Here is a 26,475-nt window from a genome sequence, read left to right as displayed (position 1 = left end):
TCCACCGCGTCGGGAATTCTCCCTATCTCAAATGTCCCCGGTTTATGCGAACATATGTTCGTGCCCGAAGCGCAGGCGGCGACCATCCTGCATGCCGATCTGGACGCGTTCTACGCGTCGGTCGAGCAGCGCGATGACCCACGCCTCCGCGGCCGGCCGGTGATCGTCGGCGCCGGCGTGGTGCTCGCCTGCAGCTACGAGGCCAAGGCGTTCGGCGTGCGGACGGCGATGAACGGCGGGCAGGCGTTGCGTCGCTGCCCGGGCGCGATCGTGGTCGAGCCGCGGATGTCGGCGTACTCCGAAGCCAGCAAGGCGGTGTTCAAGGTCTTCGAGGACACCACACCGCTGGTCGAGGGGCTCTCGATCGACGAGGCGTTCCTGGATGTGGCCGGCCTCCGGAAGATCCGCGGTACTCCGGTGGAGATCGCCAGACGGCTGCGCGCGGAGGTGCTGTCGAGGGTCGGACTGCCGATCACGGTCGGGGTGGCGCGGACGAAGTTCCTGGCGAAGGTCGCGAGCGGCGTCGCGAAGCCGGACGGCCTGCTCGAGGTAGCGCCGGACCGGGAGCTGGAGTTCCTGCATCCGTTGGATGTCTCGCGGTTGTGGGGCGTCGGCGAGGTGACGGCGGAGAAGCTGCGGAATCGCGGGCTGACCAAGGTGGGCGATGTCGCGATGCTGCCCGAGGGGGCGCTGGTCGCGATGCTCGGGCGGGCCTCCGGGCGGCATCTGCACGCCCTCGCGCACAACCGGGACCCGCGTCCGATCGAGGTGGGCCGACGGCGCCGGTCGATCGGGTCGCAACGGGCGTTGGGCCGTTCGCCGAAGTCGCCGGCCACGCTGGACGCCGTACTCGCAGGGCTCGTCGACCGTGTCAGTCGCCGGATGCGCTCCGCGGGCCGCTCCGGCCGAACGGTGACGTTGCGCCTGCGCTTCGACGATTTCACCCGCGCCACCCGCTCCCACACGTTGCCTCAGGCAACAGATCAGACGCGCGCGATCCTGGTCACCGCCCGCGCGCTGCTGCGCACGGCGAACCCGCTGATCACCGCCCAGGGCCTCACGATGATCGGTATCTCCGTCGGCAACCTGGAGAACGAGGCCGCGCTCCAGTTGGCGCTCCCCTTCGACAAGGCCGCCAACAACGAGCTCGATTCCGCTCTCGACCAGGTCAAGGACAAGTTCGGCACCAACGCCATCACCCGCGGCATCCTCCTCGGCAAGTCACAGGGCTTGGAGATGCCGATGCTCCCTGACTAGAACGATTTGTCGTGGAGGTGGGCGGCGTACCAGTTGAGGGCGGCGCGGAGTTCGTTCACCTGGGTTCTTCTTCGGTTCTGGGATCCGCCGTGGGCTATCGGGTAGATGCGGAGACCGCCGTGATGGTGGCGGGAGACCGGGAGCTGGTTCTCGTACGGCGGCTCGAGCCAGGCGACCAGCCACGGGCGCTTCATGTCTCCGCCGATGCGCAGCCGCGTGACGCCGTGCCACGGGACGGTGGCCTGCTTTCTTTTGCGGCTGACGGTTAGTCCTGCTGACGACAGGCGGAGTACGACTTTTGGTCTGAGGGCGAGGATCCAGTAGCGGACGGCGAGGCAGAAGAAGGCGAGGGAGATCAGGGCGGAGACAGACGAGAGGACGGGGTGGAGCGCTTTGACCTGCGGGTCGGCGGGGATGAACGCGAGCCAGAGGACGGTGCTGGTCGCCGCGAAGACGATTGGTCGCGTGCGGCTGGTCTCGAAGGTCGCCTCAACCAACTTGGGTGGCGGCGGTGGCAGGACTTTGGTCGGTGGTGGGAGGACGCTCGTCGGCGGGTTCAGGGGTGCGGTGGATCCGAGGATCTGCAGTACTTCGGCCGGCGTCGGCCGTTGCGCGGGATCGCGGGCGAGGCACCGGCGTACGACGTCGCCCAGTGGCCCCGGTAACGGCGGGATGTGTGGCTGGTCGTTGACGATCCGATGGAGCAACGACGCCGGGCTCCCGGTCGCGAACGGTCCGCGCCCCGACGCCGCGAACACCAGCACCGCGCCGAGAGCGAACACGTCACTGGCCGGTCCGATGCCCGTCCCGGTGATCTGCTCCGGCGACAAGTACCCCGGCGTACCGATCACCATCCCGGTCGCGGTCAGGCTCGCCTCCTCCAACGCCCGCGCGATCCCGAAGTCGATCACCCGCGGCCCGTTGCCGGTCAGCACGATGTTCGACGGTTTGAGATCGCGATGCACGAGACCGCTCGCGTGAATCGCCGCCAGCGCCTCGGCCAGCCCACTCGCCAGCGACCGCACCGCGTCCGGCGTCAACGGCCCTGAAGTCTCAATCGCCTTCTGCAGCGTGGGTCCCGGCAGGTACTCGGTCGCCAGCCAGGGCCGGTCCGCCGCCGGATCGGCATCGACGACCGGCGCCGTGAACGCACCGCTGACTCTCCGCGCCGCGTCGATCTCGCGGGCGAACCGCGCCCGGAATCCCGAGTCGCCGGCGAGTTCGTCGCGGACCACCTTCACCGCGACCAGCCGCCCGCCCGGCGAGCGGGCCAGGTACACCGCGCCCATCGCACCGCGGCCGAGCCGCCCCTGGATCGCGAACGGCCCGACGACCGCCGGATCCTGCGGATGCGTTGTCATCAGGCGTCACGCTAACGCGCCTCAGGACCGCGGGTAACCGATCTCGGCGATGCTTTCCTTGAGATCGGCCAAGCGGCGCTGGCGATTGAGCGACGTGACGACGTACTCCGTCAACGGCATCAGCGCGTACACGTGCCGGACGGCATCGAGGTCCAGCGATTGTTCGTAGTAGTCCTCGGCGAAGGTCAGGTAGGCCTCGGGCCGGCCGTCCGCGACCAGTTCGAAGAGCCGGTCCGCTCCGTCGGCGTCGACGTTCTCCACCGGCCCGCAACGCCAGGCGGTGTCTTCCGCCGTACGCCAGAAGCACACCGTCGCTCGTGGCGCTTCATCCCAGAACGCCTTGTCGTCCCGCTGCGCGTGGAACACCTCGGGGACGCCGTCCAGCAGCCCGGGCCAGGGTTTCATCTCGTTCACGTACGGCGACATCGGCGACTCGTGATCGAACCCGTACGCGAACGTCCCGTCCGGCGAGAACACGATCGAGTACTCGTTCCCCGACCCGTCCCGCATCAGGGCAGCCTCTTCGGTACCGGACCAGCGCGCGTCGAACTCGTAGTACCTGGTCGACGCGTCGTCGTTCAGCACCAGATCGAGCACCGCGAGCGCACGACTCACCCGCCGTACGACGGCCGGCTCGGGCAACCGCCGTACGAGTTCGAGAACAGACATCGCTTCAGCGGCGCTGGACGGCCTCTTCGGCGACCTCGACGAGCTCACGGTCCGTCGCCTCGGTCTCCGCGTCGTGCGCCGGCTCCAGCCGGTCGTGCGCGATCAGCGACTGGATGGCCCGCAGTACGGCGCTCGCAGCCGCACCCCACGTGGACACGTACGAGAACTGCCACCACCACAACGCCTCGGTGACCCGGCCCTCCTCGTAGTGCGCGAGGCCGTGCACCAGGTCGGTCGCGATCGCGGTGAGGTCGTCGGAGAGCCGGTTGACGGTGATCTCCGGCGGAGCGGCGTACGGATCGAAGACCTCCGCGTACTCGTCCAGGCCCTCGAACAGCACCGCGAGCCGGTCCCGCATCGTGTCCAGGTCCGGGTCCGGGCCGGCGTCGCTCTCGAAGCGCTCCTCCGGCACGAAGTCCTCGAACGCGCCGAGCCGGCCGCCGGCGAGCAGCAACTGGCTCACCTCGAGCAGCAGGTACGGCAGCGAGGCGAGGCCCTCGTCGACCCCGTCCTCGTCGGGTTGCGCGGCGATGTCGCGGACCGAGATCAGGAAGCTCCGGACCTGGTCGGCGATCTGTTCGGCGAACTCCTCCAGGTCCTCGGAGTCCGTGCTCAGCGCCCGCTCTGCAATATCTGTCGGTTCAGTCATCGATTGATCGTCGCCCTTCAAACGCCCGTCCGAGGGTCACCTCGTCGGCGTACTCGAGGTCACCGCCTACTGGAAGTCCACTAGCCAATCGGGTGACGCGCAACCCCATGGGCCGCAGTAGGCGGCTCAAGTACGTCGCGGTCGCCTCACCTTCGAGGTTCGGATCGGTGGCCAGGATGATCTCGGTCACCTCACCGCTCGCCAGCCGCTGCATCAGCTCCTTGATCCGCAGCTCGTCCGGCCCGATGCCCTCGATCGGCGAGATCGCCCCGCCGAGCACGTGGTACCGGCCGCGGAATTCGCGGGTGCGCTCGACCGCGACCACGTCCTTGGCCTCCTCGACCACACAGATCAGGCTCAGGTCGCGGCGCGGGTCCCGGCAGATCCGGCACTGCGTCTCCTCGGAGACGTTGCCGCAGATCTCGCAGAACTTGACCTTCTCCTTCACCTGCACGAGCACGTGCGCGAGCCGCCGTACGTCGGTCTCGTCGGCCGCGAGCAGGTGGAACGCGATCCGCTGCGCGGACTTCGGACCCACACCGGGCAACCGCCCCAGCTCGTCGATGAGATCCTGAACGGCCCCCTCGTACACGTCAGCCCGGGTTCTGGCCGGGCTCGCCGGCCGGATTCCCCGGGTTCACGAACCCGACGCCACCACGGTTGTCGCCACTCGCCGGCTTGTCCTGGTCCGGGCCATCGCCTGGCTCGGCCGCCTCGACCGCCGGCGGGGTGCCGGGCAGGCCGAAACCTGCGGGGGACGCCGGAGCGTCACCGCCAAATCCGGGGAAGCCGCCGTCACCGCCGAACGCGCCGCCCAGCCCACCGGCCAGCGGTCCCATCGCGGCGGCCGCAGCCTGCTTCGCATTCTCCGAGGCGTCCCGCACCGCGGCGACGATCAGGTCGGCCAGCGTCTCGGTGTCGTCCGGGTCGACGGCCTCTTTCTTGATGTTCAGGCTGAGAAGCTCGCCCGTGCCGGACACCAGGGCGGTCACCAGACCGCCGCCGGCGGATCCTTCGATCTCCTGACCCTCCAGGTCGGCCTGCGCTTCCATCAACTGGTTCTGCATCGCCTGTGCCTGCGCGAGCAGGTTGGACATGTCGAAGCCCCCAGCACCGCCACCGTCGAACACTGCGATCTCCTCGTCCGAACCGCTACTTGTTGCCGAGCCTCAACCCTAGCCGGTCCGCCCGACAACCCCAGCGCCGCCGCCCGGCAACCAGAAACCGACCAGTCTCCCCACGCTTATCCACAGGGTTGTGGATAAGCGCGTCGGCCTGGGCTCTTCGGATGTGTCGGAGGGCTTAGTTGGGCTCTTCGGTGATGATCTGGGCGCCGAGGGTTTCGCGCAGCAGGTCGGTGTGCGAACGGGAGTCCTCTTCCAGCACGACGTCGTCCTCCCCGATCGAGTCCGCCTCCTCCTCGGGCGTCAGCGGTACCTCAGGAGCAGTTGCGGCCGCATTCGCCGCCTGCCGCGCCTGCTCAGCAGCAACCGCAGCCTCAGCCGCCCGCCGCTTACTGCCGGCTTGCTCCCGACGCTCCGCCACAGACTGCTGCGGCTGCTGAGCCGCCTGCTGCCGCGCAGGCCGTGCGGGCCCGTCCTCCCAAGGGTCTTCCGGCGGTACGTCGTACTCAGAGTCCGGCGGCTCCTGCAAAGCAACCGCCCCAGGCCCATCCCCCCACTGCCCAGTCCGGCCCCCACCAACCGCCGCTCCCGAATCAGCACCGCCCGCACCAGCGCGACCTACTGCCCCCGAGCCACCCGCACTCAGACCGCCTGCCCCAGAGCCACCCGCCCCGGGACCACTCAAGCCGGGCCCACCTGCCCCTGGCCCCCCGGATCCACCTGCCTCCGAAGCACCCGCCTCTGCCCCGCCTACTCCAGGTCCGCTTGCTCCAGTTCCGCCCACACCCGGACCGCCTGCTCCGGCTCCACCCGTCCCCGGGCTGGCTGCGCTCGGCCCACCTGCGCCCGGTCCGCCCGCTCCGGGACCGGCCGCGCTCGGACCGCCCGCGCTTGCGCCGCCCGCGCTTGCGCCGCCCGCGCTTGCGCCGCCCGCGCTTGCGCCGGGCGCGCTTGCGCCGGGCGCGCTTGGACCGCCTGCGCCGGGACCGCTCGTGCCTGCGCTGCCTGGATCGGCTACTGGGCTGCCATGACCTGCCGCACCAGGACCACCCGTGCCTCCGGACTGCGAGCCGGCACCACCCGAATGACCAGGTCCGCCGGCCTGCGGGCCCGGCCGCCCGGCCGAGCCGCCGCCAGCCCCCGGGTCGGCCGACGGATCGACGACGGCCTCGACTCGGCGGTCGACGCCAATGGTGTCGATCATCGCCTGGCGAAGAATCTCATCGCTCCCGGACCGCGCAAAGCTCTCCCGGGCACCAGCATTCACCAGACCGAGCGTGAGCGTCTGATCGTCAATCGCAATCACCTGAGCGTTCTGACTCAGCATGATCCAAGCGAACCGCCGCTGCGCCTTCACAGCCTCCAAAACCTGAGGCCACAACCGCCGAACATCCCCCAACCCAACAGCCCCAACCCCACCAGCAGCCTGACCAGACTGCGAAGGCTGTACGACGGGCGCAGGCGAACTGACCTGCGGTTGCGAACTCACCTGCGCAGGCGGACTGGCCTGCACAGCTGACTCATCCCCCCAAGCACCCGTACGCGCCCCACCACCAGAGCCCTGCACCGCAGACCGAGCACCAGACCCAGCGCCCGCAGATGCGTCACCACCGGACGCCCCGGCCGGGTCGCCTGCCGACTCAACACCAGCTACACCCGCGCCCCCGGCGGACTGACTACCGCCCGCCTGTCCTGCACCACCGGCCCGCCCCGCGCCGCCAGCATGCCCTCCACCTCCGGGCTGTCCCGCACCGCCAGCGCGCTCCGCACCGACGCCAGCCCCACCGCCGCCCGCGCCAGCCACACCGCTCTCACCAGTCGTGCTACCCGGAGCAGCCGTGCTACCCGGAGCGGCTGCGCTTCCCGGAGCGGCTGCGTCGTCTGGGGTGGCTGGGCTGGGTGCCGCGGCTGGGGTGTCCGTGGCGGCCGGTTGGTCTGTGGGGGCTGCGCGATTGCCTGTGGTTGCGGCTGCGCGGGCAGCGGCTCTGCTAGTGACGGCAGCACCCGGCGTACCAGCTGCCTGCGCCGAGTCCGGCGTACCTGCACCGACCGCCACACCGTCCGCCGCGCCGCCCGGCACTCCGATCGCGAGCCGCCGTTCCATGCGGTCGAGGCGGGCCTGAATGCCGTTCGTGGAGTCGTCGGCGCCGGGCAGGAGCACCTTCGCGCAGATCAACTCGAGCTGCAGGCGAGGAGCGGTCGCCCCCCGCATGTCCAGCAAACCCTCCGCGACGATGTCCGCCGCCCGGGTCAGCTCCGCCGGGCCGATCCCAGCAGCCTGCGTCTGCAGCCGCTCCGCCTGGTCCTCAGCGGCCTCGATCAGCCCAGAAGTCACAGCAGTCGGTACGGCAGACAACACCACGAGGTCCCGCAACCGCCGCAGCAGGTCCTCGGCGAACCGCTTCGGGTCTTGACCGGTCTCGATGACCTTCTCGATCGTCTCGAACACGGTCGCGCTGTCATGCGCCGCGAACCCGTCCACGCACGCGTCGAGCAGCGAGTCCGGCGTGAATCCCAGCAGCGCGACCGCCAGCTCGTACGTCACGCCAGCCGGTCCCGCACCGCCGATCAGCTGGTCGAGCACGCTCAGCGAGTCACGCACCGACCCGGCGCCGGCCCGCACGACCAGCGGCAGCACGGCGGGCTCGATCGACACACCCTCGGACTCGCACAGGGTCGCCATGTAGTCCGCGAGCACCTTCGGCGGCACCAGACGGAACGGGTAGTGGTGCGTACGCGACCGGATCGTCCCGATCACCTTCTCGGGCTCGGTGGTCGCGAAGATGAACTTGAGGTGCGGCGGCGGCTCCTCGACCAGTTTCAGCAGGGCGTTGAAGCCCTGCGTGGTCACCATGTGCGCCTCGTCGATGATGTAGATCTTGTAGCGGCTCTCGACCGGCGCGAAGAACGCCCGCTCGCGCAGGTCACGGGCGTCGTCGACACCACCGTGCGACGCCGCGTCGATCTCGATCACGTCGATACTGCCGGGCCCGCCGCGCGCCAGGTCGGTGCACGACTTGCACACCCCGCACGGCTCGGCGATCGGTCCCTTCTCGCAGTTGATCGCCCGGGCGAGGATCCGCGCGCTGGTGGTCTTTCCACAGCCGCGCGGCCCGGAGAACAGGTAGGCGTGATTGACCCGGTTGTTGCTCAGCGCGTTCCGCAGCGGCGCGGTGACATGGTCCTGCCCGATCACTTGCGCGAACGAGTCCGGGCGATACCGGCGGTACAAGGCAAGGGGCGCTTCCACGCCCGCAACCCTAGCGCCGCCCGCGGACAATTCCCTGCCCCCGCCCTGATGCGCGTCCTAGGGTGGTCCGGTGACGACTGGGGATGAGCGGCAGCAGGCGGTGATCACCCGCGCGGGAGAGGTACTGCGCGGCGACGAGCGGGTCCTGGCGGTGTACCTGATCGGCAGTTACGCGACGGGCGCCGCCGACCGCTTCAGCGATGTCGACGTACATCTGGTGGTGACGGACGACAGCACCGACTGGTTCAAGGAGCACTGGGACGACGTACTGCGGGAGCTCGCCGGGCCGACCGTGCTGGCGGATCGGCTGCCGGGGCTGATCGGCGGGCTCGGGATCACGGCCGACTGGTTGCACGTCGATCTGATCGTGCATCCGCTCGCAGCGTTCGACCGGTTCCAGTACGACGGGGTGCGGGTGCTGTTCGACCGGGACGGCACCCTGTTCCCGGAGGGCGACATCGCGCCGAGGGGCGGTCAGCCCGGGGAACCTTACTGGCCTGCCGCCACCGTGAATCTCTTCTTCTACTTCCTCGGCAATCTGGTCACGGTGCTCGGACGCGGCGAGCGGATCGTCGGCAACCAGGGCATCGGTGTCGTACGCGACCAGCTCATCGCGCTCATGCTCGCCGAACGCGGCGTACGCCGCAACAGCGGAGCCAAGCGCCTGAACGCATTCCTGTCCGACGAGCAACGCGCCACTCTGGAGTCCATCCCGGCCGCCGGCACCGATCCGGCCGACATCATCGCGGCGAACCAGTACATCTGCCGCGAATTCGTCACCCGTGGCACTGCCCTCGCCAAACGAACTGGCGGCGAGTGGCCTACCGACTTCGTGGAAGCAACCTTCACCCACCTCCAGAACCATTTCGGCACCAGCTTCGCCTGACCGTCCTTACTTCAAGTGGTAGTTGGCAAAGCGGCTGCGGAGGTCCTTCTTCGAGAACTTGCCGACTGACGTCTTCGGGACCTCGTCGATGAACTCGACCGCATCCGGGAGCCACCATTTCGCCACCAGCGGCTGCAAGTACTCGAGGATCTCCTCGCCCGTCGCGCTCGAGCCCTCCTGGAGTACGACGCAGGCGAGCGGCCGCTCGTCCCACTTCGGATGCGGTACGCCGATCACCGCGGCCTCCTTCACCGCCGGATGGGCCATCAAGAGGTTCTCCAGCTCGACCGAGCTGATCCACTCACCGCCCGACTTCACCAGGTCCTTGGTCCGGTCAACGATCCGCACCGACCCGTACTGATCGATGGCGGCGACGTCTCCCGTCTTCATCCACCCGTCCTCGGTGTTCAGCTGCACCCCGTCGTCCGGCCGGTAGTACTCGGCAGCGATCCACGGCCCACGCACCTGCAGCTCGCCGGTCACCTCGTCGTCCCACGGCAACGGCGTGATCGAACCAGGCTCCACGATCCGCACCTCGACCCCCGGCAACGGCAGACCGGCCCGCGCCCGCAGGTGCGCCTGCTCCTCCTCGGGAAGGTCCTTGTTCCGCGCGGCAACGTGCGCCGCCGTCGCCACCGGGCTGGTCTCCGTCATCCCCCACGCCTGCAGGATCGGCCGGCCCAACTTCGCGCGGAACGCCTCCGACAACGCCTCCGGTACGGCAGACCCGCCACACGGGATCCTCCGCAGCTTCGGCAACTCCACCCCGTCGAGCAGCGGCAGCAACCCCTGCCAGATCGTCGGCACGCCGGCCGACAGCGTGACCTCCTGCTCCTGGAGCAGTTTGAGAATCCCCTGCGGGCTCATGTCCGGCCCCGGGAACACCAGCGACGCACCGGCCATCGGCGCCGCGTGCGCCAGACCCCAGGCGTTCGCGTGGAACATCGGCACGACCGGCATCACGGTGTCGGTCTCGTCGAGCCCGATCCCGGCGTTGGTCAGCACGCCGATCGAGTGCAGCCAGGTCGACCGGTGCGAGTAGACGACGCCCTTCGGATTTCCCGTCGTACCGCTCGTGTAACACATCGCGGCCGCCTGGTTCTCGTCCTCGACGTGGAACTCCACCGGCTGGGCCGCGGCGACCAGTTCCTCGTAGTCGTGGAACCGCGGGTCGTCCGGGATCTCCGCCGACGGCGCCCCGGCCGGCAGGTCGTCCATCACCACGACATGGCGAACCTCCGGCAGCCGCTCCAGCAACGGCAGGAACAACCCGAGCAGGGACCGGTCGACGAACACGACCTCGTCCTCGGCATGGTTCGCGATGTACACGACCTGGTCGGGGAAAAGTCTGATGTTCAGCGTGTGCAGCACCCTGCCGGTGCAGGGCGCGGCGAAATACAGCTCGAGGTGACGCCCCGAGTTCCACGCAAAGGTGGCGACGCGGCCATCGGGGCTGACCCCGAGCGTGTCCAGCACCCCGCCCAGGCGTCTGGTCCGGTCGGCCCACTCGCCGTACGTCACCTTCGTCGGCGCCGGACCGCCTGTGTAGACGGTCTTGTCCGGGTAGAACTGCTCCGCCCGCCGGAAGATCGTGTCCAGGGACAGCTGGTAACTCTGCATCAGACCCTTCATGCAGACACTGTGCCAGCCGCGATGTCACCTTGACCATGACCTCAACCGGACTTTCTCCGGAACTCATCCGGAACTCATCCAGAACCGTCGCCTCAGGCAACAGTCAGCAAGACACTCAGAGCTGATAGATGACATGACACACGTGTCGTGTAATATATCTGCCATGAAGGTTGTCGAGGAGCTTCGTTATCTCGTGCTGGCGATCCAGCGCGAGGGCAACCGCCTGCTCGCGGCGGAGCTGCGGCCGCTCGGCATCACGCCTTCCCAGGCAGAGGTTCTGCGCGTTCTGCGCGACCACGGCCCTCTGACTCTGAACGCCCTCGGCGGACTACTCGTCTGCGAGACCGGCAACAGCCCGAGCCGTCTGGTCGACCGGCTCGTCGCGCAGGGCCTGGTGAAACGAGGCATCGACAAGATCGACCGGCGTTATCTCGCGCTCAGCCTGACTCCGCAGGGCCGGGCGCTGCACCGCCGCATCATCACCGCGGAGAACAGGCTGCATCGCACCATGGACGACCGTCTCGCCGGCCAGGCGCTCGACGAGACGATCTCGACCCTGCGTTCGCTGGCCGACGCCTTCCCGACCGGGGCCGCCCTGGCCCGTCGTCGGGGTCCCGCACTCGCCCATCAGGAGAACTAGTCATGGAACACGCCACCGAGACCATCCACGCCGGCCAGGCAGCGATCCGGCAGGTGCTGCTGGACGCTCTGGGCCTGCCGGAGTGGAACGAGGCCTTCCTCGCCATCGACGGCCCGCGCGAGACGAACCCTGGGACCCGCTACGCGCTCCGCGTGCGGCCAGGCCTCTCCGGCGAGCTGCAGTACACCGTAGTCGAGGCGGACCGCGTCGAGATCGTCTGGCACGTGCCCGGCTTCCGTGAGGTCGGCACGTGGACCATCGGGGCGGACAGCCGCGTCACGCACACGTTCGAGCAATCCGGCCCGCTCGCGACAGTCCTACGCCCGGCGTACCGGAACATCGCCACCATCCGCCTGGCCCGCCTCGCCAACCGCGTCCGCCAGCTACAGCTGGCCCACACCGCCTGACTCAGCCGAAGGCGAGAGGTACAGCTCGTTTGTGGGCCGTACGGCGGTGCGTCGCGATGATCGTGCCCGCGGCCTTCTCGTCCACGTCGTGGCCCTCGAGGAAGTCGTCGATCTCGTCGTACGTCACGCCCAGCACCGCCTCGTCCGGGACGCCCGGGTTGTTCGTCTCCAGGTCCGCGGTCGGCACCTTGCCGGTGATCTCGGGTGACGCGCCGAGCCACTCGCCGACCGCGCGGACGCGGCGCTTCGAGAGCCCGGACAGCGGCGTGAGGTCGCACGCGCCATCGCCGTACTTGGTGAAGAAGCCCATCACCGCTTCCGCCGCGTGGTCAGTGCCGACCACCAGACCGCCGCGGGCGCCGGCCACGAGGTACTGCGCGACCATGCGCTGACGAGCCTTGATGTTGCCGACGTGGAAGTCCTCACGGTCACCGAGGCCGGAGTGCCGCACTGCCTCGACCATGGCGTCGGTGGCCGGCTTCACGTCGACCACCAGGGTCTCGTCGGGCTTGATGAAGTCCAGCGAGCGCTGGGCGTCCGCCTCGTCGGCCTGCACGCCGTACGGCAGCCGCATCGCGACGAACGTCGCCTGACTGCCCTCCGTCCGGACCCGCTCCGCCGCGAGCTGGCAGAGACGCCCTGCCGTGGCCGAGTCGACGCCGCCGCTGATCCCGAGCACGTACGCCGTCGCACCGGTCCGCCGGAGCCGCTCCGCGAGGAACTCCACTCGCTGCTCGACCTCGTTGTCCACGTCGAACGCCGCGGGCACACCGAGCTCCGCGATGATCAGTTCCTGCAGGTAACGGCTCTCGGGGTTCATCGGGCTCCTCTGTCTCGGGAGGACAAGCCTAAACAGTGCCCGGACATGAGGATTCCCCGCGCACCCGGAAGAGCTCACTTACCCTTGCTGCCTTCCGGCCCTGGGGGATTGGGCGAGATACCGCCACGCGGGGAACCAGCCACAAGTGTACGGGATCCCATCACCGCGTCCGAAATCCACCCGGCGAATCCGCCGGCCTCTGAGCTCTGAGCGAACAGGGGTGCGCGGCTCGGGCGTGCGGGTCAAGCTTGATGGGTGACGGATCATCAATTCGGCCCCTTCGGCATCACGACCGGGCTCGACAGCAGTGCGGAGTCCATCGCGGCGGCGCGGGCGGCCGAGGAGCTCGGGTACCCGGCGATCTGGCTGTCCGGCGGGCCGCTGCCCGGATTGCAGACCATCACCGATCTGGTGGGCGCGACGACGGCGATCAAGTTCGTCAGCGGGATTCTGGCCGTGGTGAAGTACAGCGCGGTCGACGTGAGTACGACGTACGCCGCGTTGGAGGCAGCTGCTCCGGGCCGGTTCACGGTCGGACTGGGTGGGGCGCACGGCGCCAAGCCGATCGCCACGCTCAACGCGTACCTGGACGAGCTGGACGTACCTGTGGAGCGCCGGCTGCTCGCAGCGCTCGGTCCGCGGATGCTGAAGCTCGCTGCGGACCGCTCCACCGGCGCGTACCCGTTCCTGACCAGTGCGGCGTACTCCGCCGAGGCGCGGAAGGTCCTGGGACCGGACAGGCTCCTGGCCGTCAGCCACCTCGCCGTACTGGAGACAGACGCAGACCGCGCCCGGGCGATCGCACGGGACACCATCAGCTTCTTCACGACGATCCCTGGGTACGTCAGCTCGCTGAAGCGACAGGGCTTCAGTGAAAACGACCTGTCCACGCTGCCCGACCACATGGTCGATTCACTCGCCGCCTGGGGCACCCCAGCCGACATCAAGTCCAAGCTGACCGAGCACCTGGCCGCCGGCGCAGACCACGTCGCAGTCAACGTAATCACCGGCGTCACAGGCCCCCAGCCAATCGACCAGTGGCGCACCCTAGCCCCCGCGCTCCTCGGCTAGCTGCGCCCCGATTTCGGATTCCCGCGCGCCCTCGGTATTCTCTCGCCTTGGAGGATTCGCCTAGAGGCCTAGGGCGCACGCTTGGAAAGCGTGTTGGGGGCAACCCCTCACGAGTTCGAATCTCGTATCCTCCGCCACTCTCTCGGAACTGAAGAAACCGCAGGTCAGAACGCGGTTTCGGACTCCGGAGACACGAACGATAGAGGGGTCGGACGCTCAGCGTCCGGCCCCTCTTCATGTCCCAGGGTCTCAACGAGGGTCCCAACAGCCCTCTCAGGCAGGCACGAGAACCCCACCGGCTGCCTCGTCCGGGTCGTCGTCCTCCCCCGCCTCAGTGGCCGCCCAGAGCAGCCCGCCGACACGTTCGGCAATGTCCATCCGGGCCGGCGCGGTGACGTGCTGGTACCGCTTGACCATCGATGACGAGGACCAGCCCATCACGTCCATGACAGCCCGCTCCGGTACGCCGAGCAACAGCAGGACCGCCGCGGCCGTGTGCCGGGCATCGTGTAGTCGGCGTCACGAATCCCGGCAGCCGCCAGCATCGCTTTCCACTCCCGGTAATCCATGTTCGGGCTGAGCGCCTCTCCGGTTCGCTTGGCGAACACCCGCCCCTCGTCCTTCCAGAGCTGGCGGGCACGCGTCCTTTCGGCGGCCTGGTCTTTCCAGTGCGCCTGCAGAATCTTCGTTAACTTCGCTCAGCGGTGCAGACCCTTGCTATTGTCTACCCTTCGGAGTTGTTGAGCCTGGGGAGGCGCTGGTGGCGGCCGACGATGTCGGATTGACTGGATTGTCTGAGTCGTTTTGGGGGTATCGACGCCCGGCCGAAGAGGTCTGGCGAGAGGCGTACACCAAGGGCGTCATCTGTTTGGATGCCAACGCATTGCTCGATATGTATCGATTCTCACCCGCTGGCCGACAGGAGTTCCTGAGCGTACTAAACCGGCTACGGGAGAAAATCTTCGTTCCGCATCACGTCGCGCTCGAATTCCAGGTGCACCGAATCGATGCCGTATCGGAGCGGATCGATGAGCTCAACAAGATGCGCACGGACGCTACCGAGGCGTCGGGTAAAAGCGTCGGGATCATCAGGAAACTCAGTCAGCGGGCACGCGTGGCAGAGGGCGAAGTTCGTTCCTTATTGGAGAAGCAATCTGAACTCGCCGCCGAGACGGTTCGGTTCATTGACGACGCAATCTCAAAATACGATCTGACTGTAGCCGGTGTGGCCGGAGGAAATGATGAGGTCTACCCTCTACTTGCACAGTTACTCGACGGACGAGTCGGGATCGCCCCGTCAGTCGAGCAGTTAGCCGAGGACGCCACCGAGGGTCAGCGTCGCATCGACGCCGCCGAACCTCCGGGGTTCAAGGACAGAGGGAAAGCCGAGAATTCAACAGGAGACTACCTCTGGTGGATCGAATTAATCAGGTACGCAAAGGCCAATCCAGGACCAGTCCTTATCGTCACAAATGACGTTGGCAAGGGCGATTGGACCTACGACAGGAAGAGTATCCGGATCGGTCCGCATCTCGCCTTGGTAGAGGAGATGTATCGAGAGACCGGGCACCGACTGCTACTCACGACTGTCTCCGAGCTGCTGAAATATGCTCCATCCCATCTCGATGCACAAGCTAGCGTTAGTGAGGAAACGCTGGCTGAAGCGGCCGACATCGCGTCGTCTGGTCGATATGTTCCTGTTCCACGACGCAGCGATTCCCCAAGTGGCGGAGGGGTGTACTTGAAGCCAATTTTCGCGGTAACTGCTGCGGAGATTGCCGATATCCCAGAGAGAGAGTTGCTGCGTTTTGCGGACTCCGGATACCTTCCGTTCCTAGAGAACAAGGATGGTAAACGACTATTCCGACCGAGGGACGCATTGGCAGCAACGCTGCTGCATACCGCCGCGCAGTTCGGCGCAGGTGACCACGAACTAGGTGAAATCGGTTCAGCTATCCAGCGACGCTACACCAGAATTGGAGCGCTTTACCGCAAGGGCGACGCTGTTCGATATGCCGCATCCGCTGATGACGTCGCGATACTTGAGGATGATGGCTGGCAACAAATATCCCCGCGTGCCGCTACAATAAATAACCAAATTCGTTCAAGGTGGCCCCGATACGGCGACGGAGATGATCGCCGCGCCGAATCGATGGACCGACCTGACAATCATCGCGCCCACCTGGAATATGACCTGGTTTTGGCGGAAGCACGACTGACCGCCTACCTCAGATCGGGCGAACCAGTGGACGACGCTGAGGCGCGAAGATTGCAGGATAAGGTAGACGCCGTGCGGGGCCACATTCATAAACACGACTACGGCGGGAGCGATCCTGAAGGTTAGTCTCTGTCTCGCCTTGTCTGCGGCGGCGACTCGGCTGGAGCGTCGCCATATAGGGTCTCAAGAATGGGTCTCATCCGCCACCGTTCGAGACCGTCGCCGACGATCGCAGTTCGTCAGATCCGCGCTCCTGAAGGGCTTTCCCGAACCCCGCTGAACGAGCGCTCGCGGTCTTGGAAAGCGTGTTGGGGCAATCCCTCACGAGTTCGAATCTCGTATCCTCCGCCACTCGCTGAGAGGCACAAACCCGCAGGTCGGAGCGTGGTTGGGTCCTTCGGGAGAACGACAACAGCCAGGGCGGCTTCCAATCTGGGAGCCGCCCCGGAGTCGTTCCGTCTCAGCCTGCGCAGGCACATCCCACACCGTAAACGAGTTGCGAAGCGTGCCCTGAGGCCAGACCCTGCCGACGTGCAGACAGACATCGAACTCCGCGAGTGTGCCGACGAACATCTGCCGGAGGTTCTCAAGGCGCAGGTAGTGTCGTTCCTCCGCATCATCTGGCCGGAGGGATTCACCGGACCGAACCGGTTCCGTGACTGGACCTCTCGTCCTGACCTGAGGCCTCACCACCTGCTGTACGCGGCTGGTTCCCAGCTCGTCAGCCACCTTGAGATCATCACTACGACCGTCTCAGTTGGCGGAGAGCAGTATGTCGTGCAGAGCCCGACAGCGGTGATGACATTCCCTGCGTTTCGAGGTGAGGGCTGGGCCGGACGGCTGGTTGCCGCTGCGGTTGCCCGCATCGACGCCGGCCAAGCAGATGTGGGGGTCCTGACTTGTGGCCCGCACCTTGTCGAGTTCTACAGTCGGGCCGGCTGGGAGCTTGCCCCCGGTGCGTCGATCCTGGCCGGGGCGGATGGGAGCACCTGGGTCTCCGATGACCTCCTCCTGACACGATCGGTCGGTCCTCGCAGCGCCGCATTCAGAGCCTCTCTGCGCGAGCATCCAATGCGCGTAGCCGACGAGTGGTAACCGAGCCATCAGCTGAAAGCCCCAGGCGCGGTGAACGTGCAGACGGCGTACCTGGACACGGCAGCGAGGACTTGGAAAGCGTGTTGGGGGCAACCCCTCACGAGTTCGAATCTCGTATCCTCCGCCAACCTTCGGGGCGGCTGCCCGTCGTCGTTAGGACGGCATTTCGGTGGCGCAGGTTTTGGCTACGCGGGTGATTAGGGCCGGGTCTACGTTCGGCGGTGTGGGGGTTGGGGATGCGTAGGTGCGGCCCAGGACCTGGCCTAGGGGGGTGGAGGCGAGTGTGTCTGGGTCGGGGCTTGCGTAGAGGTTGATTCGGTGGGTGGGTGGGAGCTCGGTCAGGGCCTTGAAGGCTGCGGTTAGGTCGGGGTCGGTGATGTTGTGGGCGATGGTCAGGTTGGCGGCGTCCGGGCCGACCTGGACCGCGGTCACGCCGGCGACGTCGGCAACCGCCACGTGGACCCGGTACTGCGGGCCTGTGTCGAAGGGTGAGCCGCTGAAGACCGGGTTGCTCAACTGCCCGACGAATCGCGATTGCCTTCTGATCAGGTCGATGGGCAGGTAGGAGCCCCAGCCTTTGCGCAGACTCGCGACTGCGGCGACGTACCCTGCGCGGTTTCGCACGGTGACCGATCTCGGCCGGGCGGCGCCTAGATCGATCTGCGTGACGTCGGGGATCTTCATCAGCTCTGCGGTCAGCTTCCGGACCTCCGGAGTGAACGCCGTCGCGAAGTCGGTATAGCGTGCCCGGGTCGGTCCCCAACCGATCCTCAGCTCACCGAACTGCCGCGCGATCGCCAGGGTCGGCAACGTCTTGAGCAGGGCGTCCAGGCCGATGTCAGCGGGCGAGAAGTAGACACCTGCCCGGCTGTCCGGCGCCTCGATCCACCCGGTCAGGTGGGGATACCGCCGCTGCAGGTCGACGAAATGCTGGGTCGCGGCACGATCGAGGCGGAAATTGAGGCTCGGGCAGTCGACCCACTGGACGACGACCTGCCGATCGGCGGATTCGACCCGGTGAGTACGCCGGCCGTCCTCGCTCTGCACCACCTGGTCCAGTCCGACGGCGACTCCGGCCACCGCGGTCGATGGAGCGGTCACGAGCAGTCCTGACGATCCGTACGTCGACGCCGTCGCCCGGCCGTCGCGACGGAGCCAGAGGACCCGCGCCACGTCCTCGTCCCTGTTCGGAAGCGACATGTAGAACCCGGCGCGGAAGGTGTCGATCGCCAGCTCGACTCTGGAGACGTCCTCGCCTGAGCGCTGCGCGTATTCCTTCCTCACCTTGGCGATCAACGCAGTGACGTCCTCGTCCGACCGACGCTTTGCCAGCGTCATGAGGATGTACCGGCTGTCGTCGGGGCCGGCCAGCTCGGCCTTTTCGACACCGTCGAGCCGCTGCAGCCATTCCAGGAAGTTCGCCGCGGCTTCAGGCTTCTCGCACCCTGTCAGGGCTCCGAGTACGACGCCACCAGCCAGCGTCCCGAAGGTCCGACGATTGATCTGCACGCCGCGATTGTCGGCGAGGCGCGGGTCACCTGAACCCGTTTGCCTACGTGTCGCCAGGAGTGATGAGGCCGGTTTCGTAGGCGAGGACTACGGCTTGGGAGCGGTCTCGGAGGGTTAGTTTGGCGAAGATTCTGGCCACGTGGGTTTTGGCGGTGGCTTCGCTGAGGGTGAGGGTGGTGGCTATTTCGGCGTTGGAGAGGCCTTGGCCCATCAGGGTGAGGACTTCGAGTTCGCGGGGCGTGAGGTTGGACAGGTCGCGGTGGATGGCGGGTTGGGTGGTCGCGGGGGTGGCGAAGCGCTCGACCAGGCGGCGGGTGATGGAGGGGGACAAGAGGGCGTCGCCGGTGGTGACCAGGCGGACGGCTGCGGCCAGGTGTTCGGGCGTGACGTCCTTGAGGAGGAAGCCGCTGGCGCCGGCGGCCAGGGCGGCGTACACGTAGCTGTCCAGGTCGAACGTGGTGAGGATCAGGACGCGGCAGTCGGTCGGGGTGGCCAGGATGCGGCGGGTGGCTTCCAGGCCGTCCATGGTGGGCATGCGGATGTCCATCAGGACGACGTCCGGGTGCAGGCGTCGTACGGCGTCGACTGCTTCGGCGCCGTCTGCGGCCTCGCCGACAACCTCGATGCCGCGGGCAGTGAGGATCATTCGGAAGCCGGTGCGTACCAGGGCCTGGTCGTCCGCGATCACCACGCGCGTAGTCACGGGCGCTCCAGCGGGAGTTTGGCGCGGACGCGGAAGCCGCCACCGAGGCGCCGGCGGGCGTCGAGTTGGCCGCCGTACACGCCGACGCGTTGCTTGAGGCCGAGGAGCCCACGGCCGTCACCTTCGGAGACCGCTGAACGACCGCTGCCGGTCAGGACGCTCGGTCCGGAGTTGAGGACTTCGACCCGCAACGCGTGGGGCGCGAAGCGGACGGTCACCTCGGCTCTCACGCCGTCGCCGTGCTTGAGGGCATTGGTGAGGGCCTCCTGGATGATGCGGTACGCCGTGACGTCGACGCCGGTCGGCAACGGGTAGGGGTCTCCAGAGATCCGTACCTCGACAGGTAGACCGGCGAACGCGATGCGGTCTATGAGCTCGCTCAGACGCGTCAGACTCGGCTGCGGCGACAGGGCGTCGTCCTCGACCCCGTCGGCCTTTGGCGCGAGTAACCCGAGCAGATGGCGCAGCTCAGCCATGGTGTCGCGACCTGCGGCTTCTACTGCGAGTAGAGCCGCCTCAGCCTGCTCCGGCTCGATTGCCAGCACCTGCCGGGCCGCACCGGCCTGGATGACCATGACACTGACGTTGTGGCTCACGATGTCGTGCAGGTCGTGAGCTATCCGCGCCCGCTCGGCGTCGACGGCGTTCCGCGCAGCTGTCTCCCGTTCGCGCTCCAGCAACCACCCGCGCTCCTCCAGCGCCCGGGTGTGGGCACGCCGCGCCCGCACATACACGAACGCGAGCAGACCAGCGGCCAGAGCCGGCAACGCCACAAGGAACCACATCACGAGGTCCACTGTCCCAAAGCCGTTCCCCCGAGCGCATCATCCGCAAGGCGCACGCCGTACATCTCCAGGATGACAGCGCGCGGACATTACGCCGTCAGGGTGACGTCAGCGGTCGCCTGCCGGCCCTAGCGTGAGCAGCATGACGGACGACAACGGACAGGCGGTTGTACAGCTCACCGCCGTACGCAAGGAGTACGGCGAATCCGCCGCACTCGACGGAGTGTCGCTGGAGATCCACGCCGGTGAGGCAGTCGCGGTGATGGGACCGTCCGGCAGCGGCAAGTCGACACTGCTCAGCATGGTCGCCGGGCTGGACCGGCCGACGTCAGGGTCCGTCGTGGTGCACGGCGACGACCTGGGCACGCTGGACGAGAAGGGGCTGGCGCTGTTCCGGCGCCGGCGGATCGGGATGATCTTCCAATTCTTCAACCTGCTGGACGACCTGTCCGCGCTCGACAACGTCGCACTGGCCGCACAGCTCACCGGTACGTCGGCTGCACACGCACGCAAGCGCGCACTCGAGCTGTTCGAGGAGCTGGGGATAGCCGGTCGCCGCAACACCTACCCCTCGCAGCTGAGTGGTGGTGAGCGGCAACGAGTCGCGGTCGCCCGCGCGCTCATGAACCGCCCAGCCATCCTCCTGGCCGACGAACCGACAGGTGCTCTCGACACTCGTGCCGGCGAGCAGGTGATGGACCTGCTCCTGGACCTGAACCAGATCGGCCAGACGCTCCTGCTGGTGACACACGACCAGCAGCTCGCGACACGCTGCGCCAGCCGGGTCATCGACTTCGTCGACGGGCAGATCGCGGGCGAACGCAGCCTGGAGCGTACGGCGTGAGCGCGGTCTGGCCTGTAGCGCGGGCAGCCGTACGGCGGCGCCGTGTGCAGACCGTGGTGATCGGCGTGGTCGTACTGCTCTCCACCACGATGATCGTCGTCGCACTAGGCCTGCTGGCTGCGTCGAGCGGTCCGTTCGACCGCGCGTACGCAAAGCAGAGCGGTGCCCAGCTGACAGCGTCGTACGACCGCAGCAAGGTGACTGATGCGCAACTGACAGACGCGGCGCGGAATGCGGCGGCTGTCGGCGGACCGTTCGCCCAGGCCACGCTGGAGCTCGGTCAGCCCCAGATGATGGGGTCGCTGGTGACTGTGGGGCGTGCGGATCCCGGTGGCGCCGTCGACCGGCTCAACGTGTGGAAAGGCCGCTGGGTGGAAAAGCCCGGCGAGATCGTGCTCAACCGGAACCCGACTGAGTCCGGTGGTCGCGGTGGGCCGCAACTGAACGGCACTATCGCCGCCGGCGGTCAGACGCTCACCATCGTCGGGTTCGCGTACAGCGTGAGTCAGTCGGCCGACGCGTGGGTCACGCCGGAGCAGCTGAACGCACTGCATCCGACGTCGACGCAGATGCTCTATCGCTTCACCCAGGCCGCAACCAACGCGGAGGTCACGGCTGGGCAGAAGGCTGTGACGGCTGGTCTACCGAGCGATGCGCTCATCGGCACGCAGTCGTACCTGGCACTGCGGGCGCTGACCGCAGGTCAGCCCAACACGTTCATACCGTTCCTGATGGTGTTCGGCTGGCTGGGGCTCGCTGTCGCCGTACTGATCGTGGCCAACGTCGTCAGCGGTGCTGTGGTCGCAGGGTTCAAGCACATCGGTGTGTTGAAGGCGCTGGGGTTCACGCCGACACAGGTGATGGCCGTGTACCTCGGGATGATTTCGATCCCCGCTGTCATCGGGTGTGCCGGCGGCGTTGTCCTAGGCAACGTACTCGCCACCTCCTTACTGACAAGGGCTTTCGAGAACTACGGCGCCGGCGGGACCAGCGTCCCGATCTGGGTCGACGTAGTCACGCTGCTCGGCGTACCTGCGCTCGTTGCACTCTCCGCGTTGCTGCCCGCGATGAGGGCACGGAGCCTCTCAGCAGCACAGGCGATCAGTGCTGGGAGCGCACCGCGAGCTGGGAGAGGTCTGCGGGTGCAGCGGTGGCTGAGCGGGACCCGGCTGCCCCGGTCGGTCAGTCTGGGGCTGGGACTGCCGTTCGCTCGTCCTGGACGTACGGCGTTGACGCTGGCAGCTGTGGTGCTCGGCGTCACCAGCGTGACGTTGGCCGTGGGACTGGGGAAGTCGCTGACGACGTACCAGACAGCAGCTAGTCGAGTGGGTGCTGTTGACCTCACGATCTTCGCTGGCCCCAACGGCTCCGGACCAGAAGGACCGAACGCGCCACCTGGCGCGAAGCTGACCGATGCCGAGGACGAGGCCGTACTGCGTTCTGCGCCCGGCGTCACGTCAGTGGCCGCGATGGCGAGCCTGGAGATGCGGCTGGCTGGGACGCAGACAGACCTCCGCGTGTCGTTCTACCGCGGGGACTTCGATCAGATCGGCTACCGGATGCTCGCCGGACGCTGGTTCGACGGTCCGGGACAGGTGGTGGTGTCGGAACGCTTCCTCAAGCAACGCGGTCTGGCCGTCGGCGACACGATCACACTGCAGTCGAAAGACAAGCGGGTACGGGCGCAGATTGTCGGGAAGGCGATGTACAACTCCGGCGACGAGGTGCTGTCCAACTGGGCGACTCTCGCGCTGATCGCACCTGACCTGCGGGCCAACTTCTACGAGCTCAATGTGAAGCCCGGGACGGACCTGGACGCGGTGGTCAGCGCTGTGCAGGCCAAGGACTCCGGGCTGCAGGAGGGGGAGGGTCAGGACGCCGGCACGTTCGTGGCCGTCGTACTCGCGACCGTCCTTCTGCTCACGCTGATGCTGGGGACCGTTGCCGCGCTCGGTGTGTTCAACACCGTCGTACTCAACACCCGCGAACGCCGCCGCGACCTGGGCATGCTCAAGTCGATCGGCATGACGCCCGCACAGGTCACCCTGATGGTGGTGACGTCGATGATCGCGCTAGGAGCCGTCGGCGGCCTGCTGGGCATCCCGATCGGCATCGTCGCCCACCGCCTGGTCGTCCCCGCGATGGCACACGGAGCCCAGATAGAGCTCCCGGACTTCATGCTCGACGTCTACCCCGTCGGCCTCCTTGCTCTCCTGGTCCTCGCCGGCATCGTCATCTCCGCGGCCGGCGCCTACTTCCCCGCCCGCACAGCCGCCCGCACCACCATCGCCGAAGTCCTCCACAACGAGTGAAAAGCGCTTGCTTGAAGGCAGTCACTCAGGCTGACTGTCTGTATGGACGAGGTGGTGGCGGGTAACCGGGTCGTGTGGGAGCGGGCTTCTACGAAGCATGTTCGGGAGTACGACGAACTGCTTGAGGAGGCGCGTGGGGAAGGCCGGTTGTTCGCGCGGGAGCGAGCGTTGTTGGCGCCGGTGCTGGCAAACTCACCGGTGGTTGTGCACTTCCAGAGCGGGCACGGGCTAGATGACGTGGCGCTGGTGAAGGCCGGAGCCAAGAGCGTTGTGGGTGTGGACTACAGCTCCGTGGCGGCCGGTGCGGCGCAGCGGCGGGCGACTGAGCTTCAAATGGCGTGCCGGTACGTCGTCGCCGAGGTGCCCGGCGTACCGGTGCGGGACGCGTCCGTCGACCTCGTGTACACGGGCAAGGGCGCACTGATCTGGATGCGCGACATCGACGCGTGGGCGCGCGACGCGGCGCGCCTGCTCCGGCCGGGTGGACACCTCTTCGTGTACGAGGGCCACCCGGCCGTACCGCTGTGGAGCTGGGACGCGGACGAACCGCGGATCCGGCCGGACCGGAGCTACTTCGCCGAGTCGCACATCAACGACACGTTTCCGGGCAACGGCGCCCAGGAGTGGCAATGGACGCTCGGCCAGATCGTCACCGCGATCGCCAGAGCGGGCCTACACCTCCAGGTCCTCGAGGAGTACGCCGAACCGTTCTGGCGACCGCAGGACGACACAACCGCGGCAGCGTGGTCCGGCCGACTCCCCAACTCCTACGCGCTACTAGCCCGCCGCCCGGCCACGAACGACCAGGTACTCGGCCGGTACGACGACCCGCGTGGAGCCTGACGTATTCGTACGCGTGAAGAGGTCGGTCAGCTCGTCGCGTAGTGCCGGCCACCGATCGTCCAGCGCCTGGCTGGCCAGGACGATCGGACCGAACTTCGTCGCGTAACACTCGACGGCAGCAGTCGGGGATTCATGATGGATGCCGGAGACCGAGCGGCTGAACGACAGCTCGATCCCAGAGCCTTCGAACAGGTCCGCCACGTGATCGGGGTCGCCCCACCGCAGTGGCGAATCGCCGGACTCCGGCGGAAAGTACGCGGCGACCACCCGGAAGAACTCCCCGATCACGCCGTCGGGCGTCCAGGCACACAGACCGAGCCGCCCGCCCGGCCGGAGTACGCGCGCGATCTCGTCCGCGACCACTCCCTGGCGGGGCGCGAACATGCAGCCGAACGTCGACAGCACCACATCGAACGCAGAGTCCGGGAACGGCAGTTCCTCGGCGTCACCCTCGACCCACTCGATCGGCAACGCGGCCGCACGCTCGGCGGCGCGAGCCAGCATCGCCGGCGTGAGGTCGAGGCCGGTCACGCGCGCCCCGGTTTCGGCGGCCGGGATGGTCGCGTTCCCCGTCCCGCATGCCACGTCCAGAACGTCCTCGCCCGACCGAACCCCGACTGCCTGTACCAACCGCGGCCCCACCTCGTACAAACCCTCTTGGCGCATCATCGCGTCGTAGTCCCCGGTAGCCCAGGTCGTGCGCACCGCATCCTTGTCCGACATCCACCCAGCATCGCCCGTTCGCGGGCCTCAGAGGTAGGGCAGGAGGGCCGCCTCTTCGCGGTCCAGGTGGGCGTTGAGCTGGGCGATCAGCTCGTCCACCTGGTCCAGGACGTTTGTGTCGACCAGCTGCTCGAGTTCCGCGAGCAGTACTGCGATCTGGTCGTGCTCCTTCTGCAGTACGGCGATCACGTCGGCCAGCTCGGGATGCTGCTCGACCAGGGCCGGGAACAACGCGGTCGATTCGCCGGTGTGGTGGTAGTGCAGGCCCTGGCACATGGTCAGGCAGTTGATGCGGAGTTGCGCGCCCAGTGTCCCGGACGTCGCGATCTCGTGCCGGATTAGGGCCAACTCTCGCCGGAACGCCGCGTGGATGGTCTTCAACATCTCGGCAAAAGACCCGCGTGCAGGTGGCCCCGGTTGCTGGACGAGCGCCACAACCGGGATGGTCCGCGTCGTCTTCTTCTGGTACTCGCCCCACCCCGGCTCGGCCTCGACGAGTCGGGCGAAGACCTCGTCGCGCTCGGCGCCACGCAGTACGACGGCCGTTGCCGGATAGTCGAAGAGCCCGAGGTCGACGCCGACCTCCGGATTCGCGAGCAGGTTGTGATACCAGTCCGGGTGCTTCGGGCTGCCGCCGGCCGAGCCGACGACCAGGACGCGGTCACCGTCCGGGTAGTACCCGAGGATCGCGGTCCGCGCTTGCCCGGACCGCGCGCCGGTGGTTGTCAGGAGCAACAACCTGGAGTTCTCGAAGGGCCCGCCGACCCGGCCGTCGTTCGCCTGGAACTCCGCAATGAGTTGTGCAGTGAAATCGTTCAGGATTCGCTTCTCTCTGGTGTCGTGAAAAGGGTTCGCAGACATCAGAGAAGCGGGCGGGGCCCGCGCGGCGCTCAGAACGCAGCCGGGGACCCAACTCGGTAATGGCTAGAAGCCGACCCGGCAGTCACGTCGGGAATACTACCCCATGTGTCCCTGCCCGATCGGCTCGTCCAGGCCGGGGTCGAACTCCTCGAGGAGGACGGCCTCGCCGACCTCACGCTGCGCGCGATCGCTCGCCGTACGGGCGTCTCGCACGGCGCACCGCGGCGTTACTTCCCCACGCACGACGCGCTCCTGGCCGCGATCGCAGCCACCGGGCTGCAGGATCTCGCGGCCCGGCTCAAGACGACCGAAGGACCGCCCGAAGAACAATTGGTAGTGGCTGCCAAGAACTACCTGCAGTTCGCTGCCGAACGCCCCGGCATGTTCGACCTGATCTTCCGCCACGATCTGCTGGCCGGCGCCGGCGGCAACCTCCGCGCGACGTCGCTCCCGCTGTTCCAGAACTTCGTCGATCTGGTCGCCCAGATCCACCCCGCCGACGCCGCCCTCCGCGCCACCGCCCTGTGGACAAACATCCACGGCCTCGCCACGCTCCGCGCCACCAACGCCCTGGAACTTCTCGGTACGACGGACGTCGACCCGATCGTCCGGTACGTCGTCCACAGCCTTGTGCACTGACTGTGCACAAACCGTCGCCATACGTCGTACTTCCTGCCGTCTTCGGGAAATCATTTCGAGAACCCGCGAAAAATCCTCACGAATGCTGTAACGGACGGCACACTCCGCCGATAAACGGGTGAACGACCCAGCAGGGGGGACCTAGTGGGGAGTTCCGGTGTTTCTTCGGGACCACCG

At 67.4% G+C, this 26,475-nt stretch carries 26 protein-coding genes, 1 tRNA gene and 1 other RNA gene; 12 read left to right on the top strand and 16 right to left on the bottom strand.

What is annotated here, in order from left to right; translation table 11 throughout:
* Window positions 1–54 precede the first annotated feature (54 nt).
* Window positions 55–1,257 (top strand): DNA polymerase IV, encoded by a 1,203-nt coding sequence (gene dinB / locus OHB24_RS13435; protein WP_327639330.1) that lies wholly within the window; start codon window positions 55–57, stop codon window positions 1,255–1,257.
* Here the strand turns inward: dinB and OHB24_RS13430 are convergent.
* The 6 genes from OHB24_RS13430 to OHB24_RS13405 all read right to left on the bottom strand — a co-directional run bounded on the left by OHB24_RS13430 (window position 1,254) and on the right by OHB24_RS13405 (window position 8,340).
* Complete coding sequence (locus tag OHB24_RS13430) at window positions 1,254–2,618, bottom strand: serine/threonine-protein kinase (RefSeq protein WP_327639329.1); 1,365 nt, start codon at window positions 2,616–2,618, stop codon at window positions 1,254–1,256. The genes dinB and OHB24_RS13430 overlap by 4 nt on opposite strands.
* 21 nt (window positions 2,619–2,639) lie before the next feature.
* Entirely contained in the window at window positions 2,640–3,287 is a 648-nt protein-coding gene (locus tag OHB24_RS13425; RefSeq protein ID WP_327639328.1) for a hypothetical protein, read from the bottom strand.
* Between the two features lie 4 nt (window positions 3,288–3,291).
* On the bottom strand, window positions 3,292–3,936 hold the full coding sequence (locus OHB24_RS13420) for a DUF5063 domain-containing protein (protein WP_327639327.1): 645 nt from the start codon (window positions 3,934–3,936) through the stop codon (window positions 3,292–3,294).
* The gene (gene recR, locus OHB24_RS13415; RefSeq protein WP_327639326.1) at window positions 3,929–4,528 is read right to left on the bottom strand and encodes a recombination mediator RecR; all 600 of its coding nucleotides are present in this window, start codon (window positions 4,526–4,528) and stop codon (window positions 3,929–3,931) included. The genes OHB24_RS13420 and recR overlap by 8 nt, the downstream gene beginning before the upstream one ends.
* 1 nt (window position 4,529) lies before the next feature.
* Window positions 4,530–5,066 (bottom strand): YbaB/EbfC family nucleoid-associated protein, encoded by a 537-nt coding sequence (locus OHB24_RS13410; RefSeq protein WP_327639325.1) that lies wholly within the window; start codon window positions 5,064–5,066, stop codon window positions 4,530–4,532.
* Between the two features lie 172 nt (window positions 5,067–5,238).
* On the bottom strand, window positions 5,239–8,340 hold the full coding sequence (locus OHB24_RS13405) for a DNA polymerase III subunit gamma and tau (RefSeq protein ID WP_327639324.1): 3,102 nt from the start codon (window positions 8,338–8,340) through the stop codon (window positions 5,239–5,241).
* 40 nt (window positions 8,341–8,380) lie between these two features.
* Here OHB24_RS13405 and OHB24_RS13400 point away from each other — a divergent pair, with 40 nt between their 5' ends.
* Window positions 8,381–9,196: an aminoglycoside 6-adenylyltransferase gene (locus tag OHB24_RS13400; RefSeq protein ID WP_327639323.1), complete on the top strand. Its 816-nt coding sequence runs from the start codon at window positions 8,381–8,383 to the stop codon at window positions 9,194–9,196.
* Window positions 9,197–9,202: 6 nt separating this feature from the next.
* Here the strand turns inward: OHB24_RS13400 and OHB24_RS13395 are convergent, their stop codons facing one another.
* A complete protein-coding gene (locus tag OHB24_RS13395) occupies window positions 9,203–10,828 on the bottom strand; it encodes a long-chain fatty acid--CoA ligase (protein ID WP_327639322.1) in 1,626 nt (541 codons plus the stop codon).
* 163 nt (window positions 10,829–10,991) lie between these two features.
* Between OHB24_RS13395 and OHB24_RS13390 the strand changes: the two genes are divergently transcribed.
* Both OHB24_RS13390 and OHB24_RS13385 read left to right on the top strand, forming a co-directional pair.
* Window positions 10,992–11,468 (top strand): MarR family winged helix-turn-helix transcriptional regulator, encoded by a 477-nt coding sequence (locus OHB24_RS13390; protein WP_130386907.1) that lies wholly within the window; start codon window positions 10,992–10,994, stop codon window positions 11,466–11,468.
* Between the two features lie 2 nt (window positions 11,469–11,470).
* A complete protein-coding gene (locus OHB24_RS13385) occupies window positions 11,471–11,875 on the top strand; it encodes a hypothetical protein (protein ID WP_327639321.1) in 405 nt (134 codons plus the stop codon).
* A gap of 1 nt (window position 11,876) precedes the next feature.
* Here the strand turns inward: OHB24_RS13385 and nadE are convergent, their stop codons facing one another.
* Both nadE and ffs read right to left on the bottom strand, forming a co-directional pair.
* Window positions 11,877–12,695, bottom strand: coding sequence for an ammonia-dependent NAD(+) synthetase (nadE, locus tag OHB24_RS13380; protein WP_327639320.1), 819 nt, complete (start codon window positions 12,693–12,695; stop codon window positions 11,877–11,879).
* Between the two features lie 44 nt (window positions 12,696–12,739).
* An RNA gene (gene ffs, locus OHB24_RS13375) (signal recognition particle sRNA small type) lies at window positions 12,740–12,835 on the bottom strand.
* A gap of 115 nt (window positions 12,836–12,950) precedes the next feature.
* Between ffs and OHB24_RS13370 the strand changes: the two genes are divergently transcribed.
* Both OHB24_RS13370 and OHB24_RS13365 read left to right on the top strand, forming a co-directional pair.
* Complete coding sequence (locus tag OHB24_RS13370) at window positions 12,951–13,766, top strand: TIGR03620 family F420-dependent LLM class oxidoreductase (RefSeq protein WP_327639319.1); 816 nt, start codon at window positions 12,951–12,953, stop codon at window positions 13,764–13,766.
* Window positions 13,767–13,815: 49 nt separating this feature from the next.
* A tRNA-Ser gene (locus tag OHB24_RS13365) sits at window positions 13,816–13,903 on the top strand.
* A 136-nt stretch (window positions 13,904–14,039) separates the two neighbouring features.
* Here OHB24_RS13365 and OHB24_RS13360 read toward each other — a convergent pair.
* Both OHB24_RS13360 and OHB24_RS43285 read right to left on the bottom strand, forming a co-directional pair.
* Window positions 14,040–14,240 (bottom strand): hypothetical protein, encoded by a 201-nt coding sequence (locus OHB24_RS13360; protein WP_442913966.1) that lies wholly within the window; start codon window positions 14,238–14,240, stop codon window positions 14,040–14,042.
* The gene (locus OHB24_RS43285) at window positions 14,204–14,374 is read right to left on the bottom strand and encodes a hypothetical protein (protein ID WP_442914015.1); all 171 of its coding nucleotides are present in this window, start codon (window positions 14,372–14,374) and stop codon (window positions 14,204–14,206) included. The genes OHB24_RS13360 and OHB24_RS43285 overlap by 37 nt, the downstream gene beginning before the upstream one ends.
* 152 nt (window positions 14,375–14,526) lie before the next feature.
* Here OHB24_RS43285 and OHB24_RS13355 point away from each other — a divergent pair, with 152 nt between their 5' ends.
* A complete protein-coding gene (locus tag OHB24_RS13355) occupies window positions 14,527–16,110 on the top strand; it encodes a PIN-like domain-containing protein (RefSeq protein WP_327639318.1) in 1,584 nt (527 codons plus the stop codon).
* A 405-nt stretch (window positions 16,111–16,515) separates the two neighbouring features.
* Window positions 16,516–17,079, top strand: coding sequence for a GNAT family N-acetyltransferase (locus OHB24_RS13350; RefSeq protein WP_327639317.1), 564 nt, complete (start codon window positions 16,516–16,518; stop codon window positions 17,077–17,079).
* A gap of 153 nt (window positions 17,080–17,232) precedes the next feature.
* Here the strand turns inward: OHB24_RS13350 and OHB24_RS13345 are convergent, their stop codons facing one another.
* Genes OHB24_RS13345 through OHB24_RS13335 form a run of 3 tightly spaced genes read right to left on the bottom strand, consistent with a single transcriptional unit; the run spans window position 17,233 to window position 20,076 of the window.
* Window positions 17,233–18,588, bottom strand: coding sequence for a hypothetical protein (locus OHB24_RS13345; protein ID WP_327639316.1), 1,356 nt, complete (start codon window positions 18,586–18,588; stop codon window positions 17,233–17,235).
* Between the two features lie 43 nt (window positions 18,589–18,631).
* A complete protein-coding gene (locus tag OHB24_RS13340; RefSeq protein ID WP_327639315.1) occupies window positions 18,632–19,291 on the bottom strand; it encodes a response regulator transcription factor in 660 nt (219 codons plus the stop codon).
* The gene (locus OHB24_RS13335; protein WP_327639314.1) at window positions 19,288–20,076 is read right to left on the bottom strand and encodes a sensor histidine kinase; all 789 of its coding nucleotides are present in this window, start codon (window positions 20,074–20,076) and stop codon (window positions 19,288–19,290) included. The genes OHB24_RS13340 and OHB24_RS13335 overlap by 4 nt, the downstream gene beginning before the upstream one ends.
* Before the next feature lie 142 nt (window positions 20,077–20,218).
* Between OHB24_RS13335 and OHB24_RS13330 the strand changes: the two genes are divergently transcribed.
* From OHB24_RS13330 to OHB24_RS13320, 3 genes are read left to right on the top strand one after another with little or no spacing between them, the layout of a single operon-like run.
* Window positions 20,219–20,920, top strand: a complete 702-nt coding sequence (locus tag OHB24_RS13330; protein ID WP_133786596.1) for an ABC transporter ATP-binding protein — start codon at window positions 20,219–20,221, stop codon at window positions 20,918–20,920.
* A complete protein-coding gene (locus OHB24_RS13325; RefSeq protein WP_327639313.1) occupies window positions 20,917–23,232 on the top strand; it encodes an ABC transporter permease in 2,316 nt (771 codons plus the stop codon). Before OHB24_RS13330 ends, OHB24_RS13325 begins: the two co-directional genes overlap by 4 nt.
* Window positions 23,233–23,274: 42 nt before the next feature.
* Complete coding sequence (locus OHB24_RS13320) at window positions 23,275–24,075, top strand: class I SAM-dependent methyltransferase (RefSeq protein ID WP_327639312.1); 801 nt, start codon at window positions 23,275–23,277, stop codon at window positions 24,073–24,075.
* On the opposite strand, the gene OHB24_RS13315 is transcribed toward OHB24_RS13320, so the two are convergent.
* Window positions 24,010–24,798 carry a class I SAM-dependent methyltransferase gene (locus OHB24_RS13315; protein WP_327639311.1) on the bottom strand — a complete coding sequence of 263 codons (789 nt, stop codon included), beginning with the start codon at window positions 24,796–24,798 and terminating at the stop codon, window positions 24,010–24,012. The genes OHB24_RS13320 and OHB24_RS13315 overlap by 66 nt on opposite strands.
* 27 nt (window positions 24,799–24,825) lie before the next feature.
* Window positions 24,826–25,659 carry a nitroreductase/quinone reductase family protein gene (locus OHB24_RS13310; protein ID WP_327639310.1) on the bottom strand — a complete coding sequence of 278 codons (834 nt, stop codon included), beginning with the start codon at window positions 25,657–25,659 and terminating at the stop codon, window positions 24,826–24,828.
* A gap of 105 nt (window positions 25,660–25,764) precedes the next feature.
* On the opposite strand from OHB24_RS13310, the gene OHB24_RS13305 reads away from it, so the two are divergent.
* Window positions 25,765–26,298: a TetR/AcrR family transcriptional regulator gene (locus OHB24_RS13305; protein ID WP_327639309.1), complete on the top strand. Its 534-nt coding sequence runs from the start codon at window positions 25,765–25,767 to the stop codon at window positions 26,296–26,298.
* Window positions 26,299–26,475: the final 177 nt, after the last annotated feature.

This window comes from Kribbella sp. NBC_00482, from assembly GCF_036013725.1.
Lineage (GTDB): Bacteria > Actinomycetota > Actinomycetes > Propionibacteriales > Kribbellaceae > Kribbella.
Note: the sequence above shows the minus strand (reverse complement) of the source record. Positions and strands in the feature narration are given on the sequence as shown.

Coding starts and splice junctions, on each gene's coding strand:
- OHB24_RS13395 (WP_327639322.1), bottom strand. CDS start 10,828: ATGAAGGGTCTGATGCAGAGTTACCAGCTGTCCCTGGACACGATCTTC.
- OHB24_RS13390 (WP_130386907.1), top strand. CDS start 10,992: ATGAAGGTTGTCGAGGAGCTTCGTTATCTCGTGCTGGCGATCCAGCGC.
- OHB24_RS13425 (WP_327639328.1), bottom strand. CDS start 3,287: ATGTCTGTTCTCGAACTCGTACGGCGGTTGCCCGAGCCGGCCGTCGTA.
- OHB24_RS13315 (WP_327639311.1), bottom strand. CDS start 24,798: ATGTCGGACAAGGATGCGGTGCGCACGACCTGGGCTACCGGGGACTAC.
- OHB24_RS13330 (WP_133786596.1), top strand. CDS start 20,219: ATGACGGACGACAACGGACAGGCGGTTGTACAGCTCACCGCCGTACGC.
- OHB24_RS13310 (WP_327639310.1), bottom strand. CDS start 25,659: ATGTCTGCGAACCCTTTTCACGACACCAGAGAGAAGCGAATCCTGAAC.
- OHB24_RS13420 (WP_327639327.1), bottom strand. CDS start 3,936: ATGACTGAACCGACAGATATTGCAGAGCGGGCGCTGAGCACGGACTCC.
- OHB24_RS13335 (WP_327639314.1), bottom strand. CDS start 20,076: ATGTGGTTCCTTGTGGCGTTGCCGGCTCTGGCCGCTGGTCTGCTCGCG.
- OHB24_RS13320 (WP_327639312.1), top strand. CDS start 23,275: ATGGACGAGGTGGTGGCGGGTAACCGGGTCGTGTGGGAGCGGGCTTCT.
- dinB (WP_327639330.1), top strand. CDS start 55: ATGTTCGTGCCCGAAGCGCAGGCGGCGACCATCCTGCATGCCGATCTG.
- OHB24_RS13385 (WP_327639321.1), top strand. CDS start 11,471: ATGGAACACGCCACCGAGACCATCCACGCCGGCCAGGCAGCGATCCGG.
- OHB24_RS13430 (WP_327639329.1), bottom strand. CDS start 2,618: ATGACAACGCATCCGCAGGATCCGGCGGTCGTCGGGCCGTTCGCGATC.
- nadE (WP_327639320.1), bottom strand. CDS start 12,695: ATGAACCCCGAGAGCCGTTACCTGCAGGAACTGATCATCGCGGAGCTC.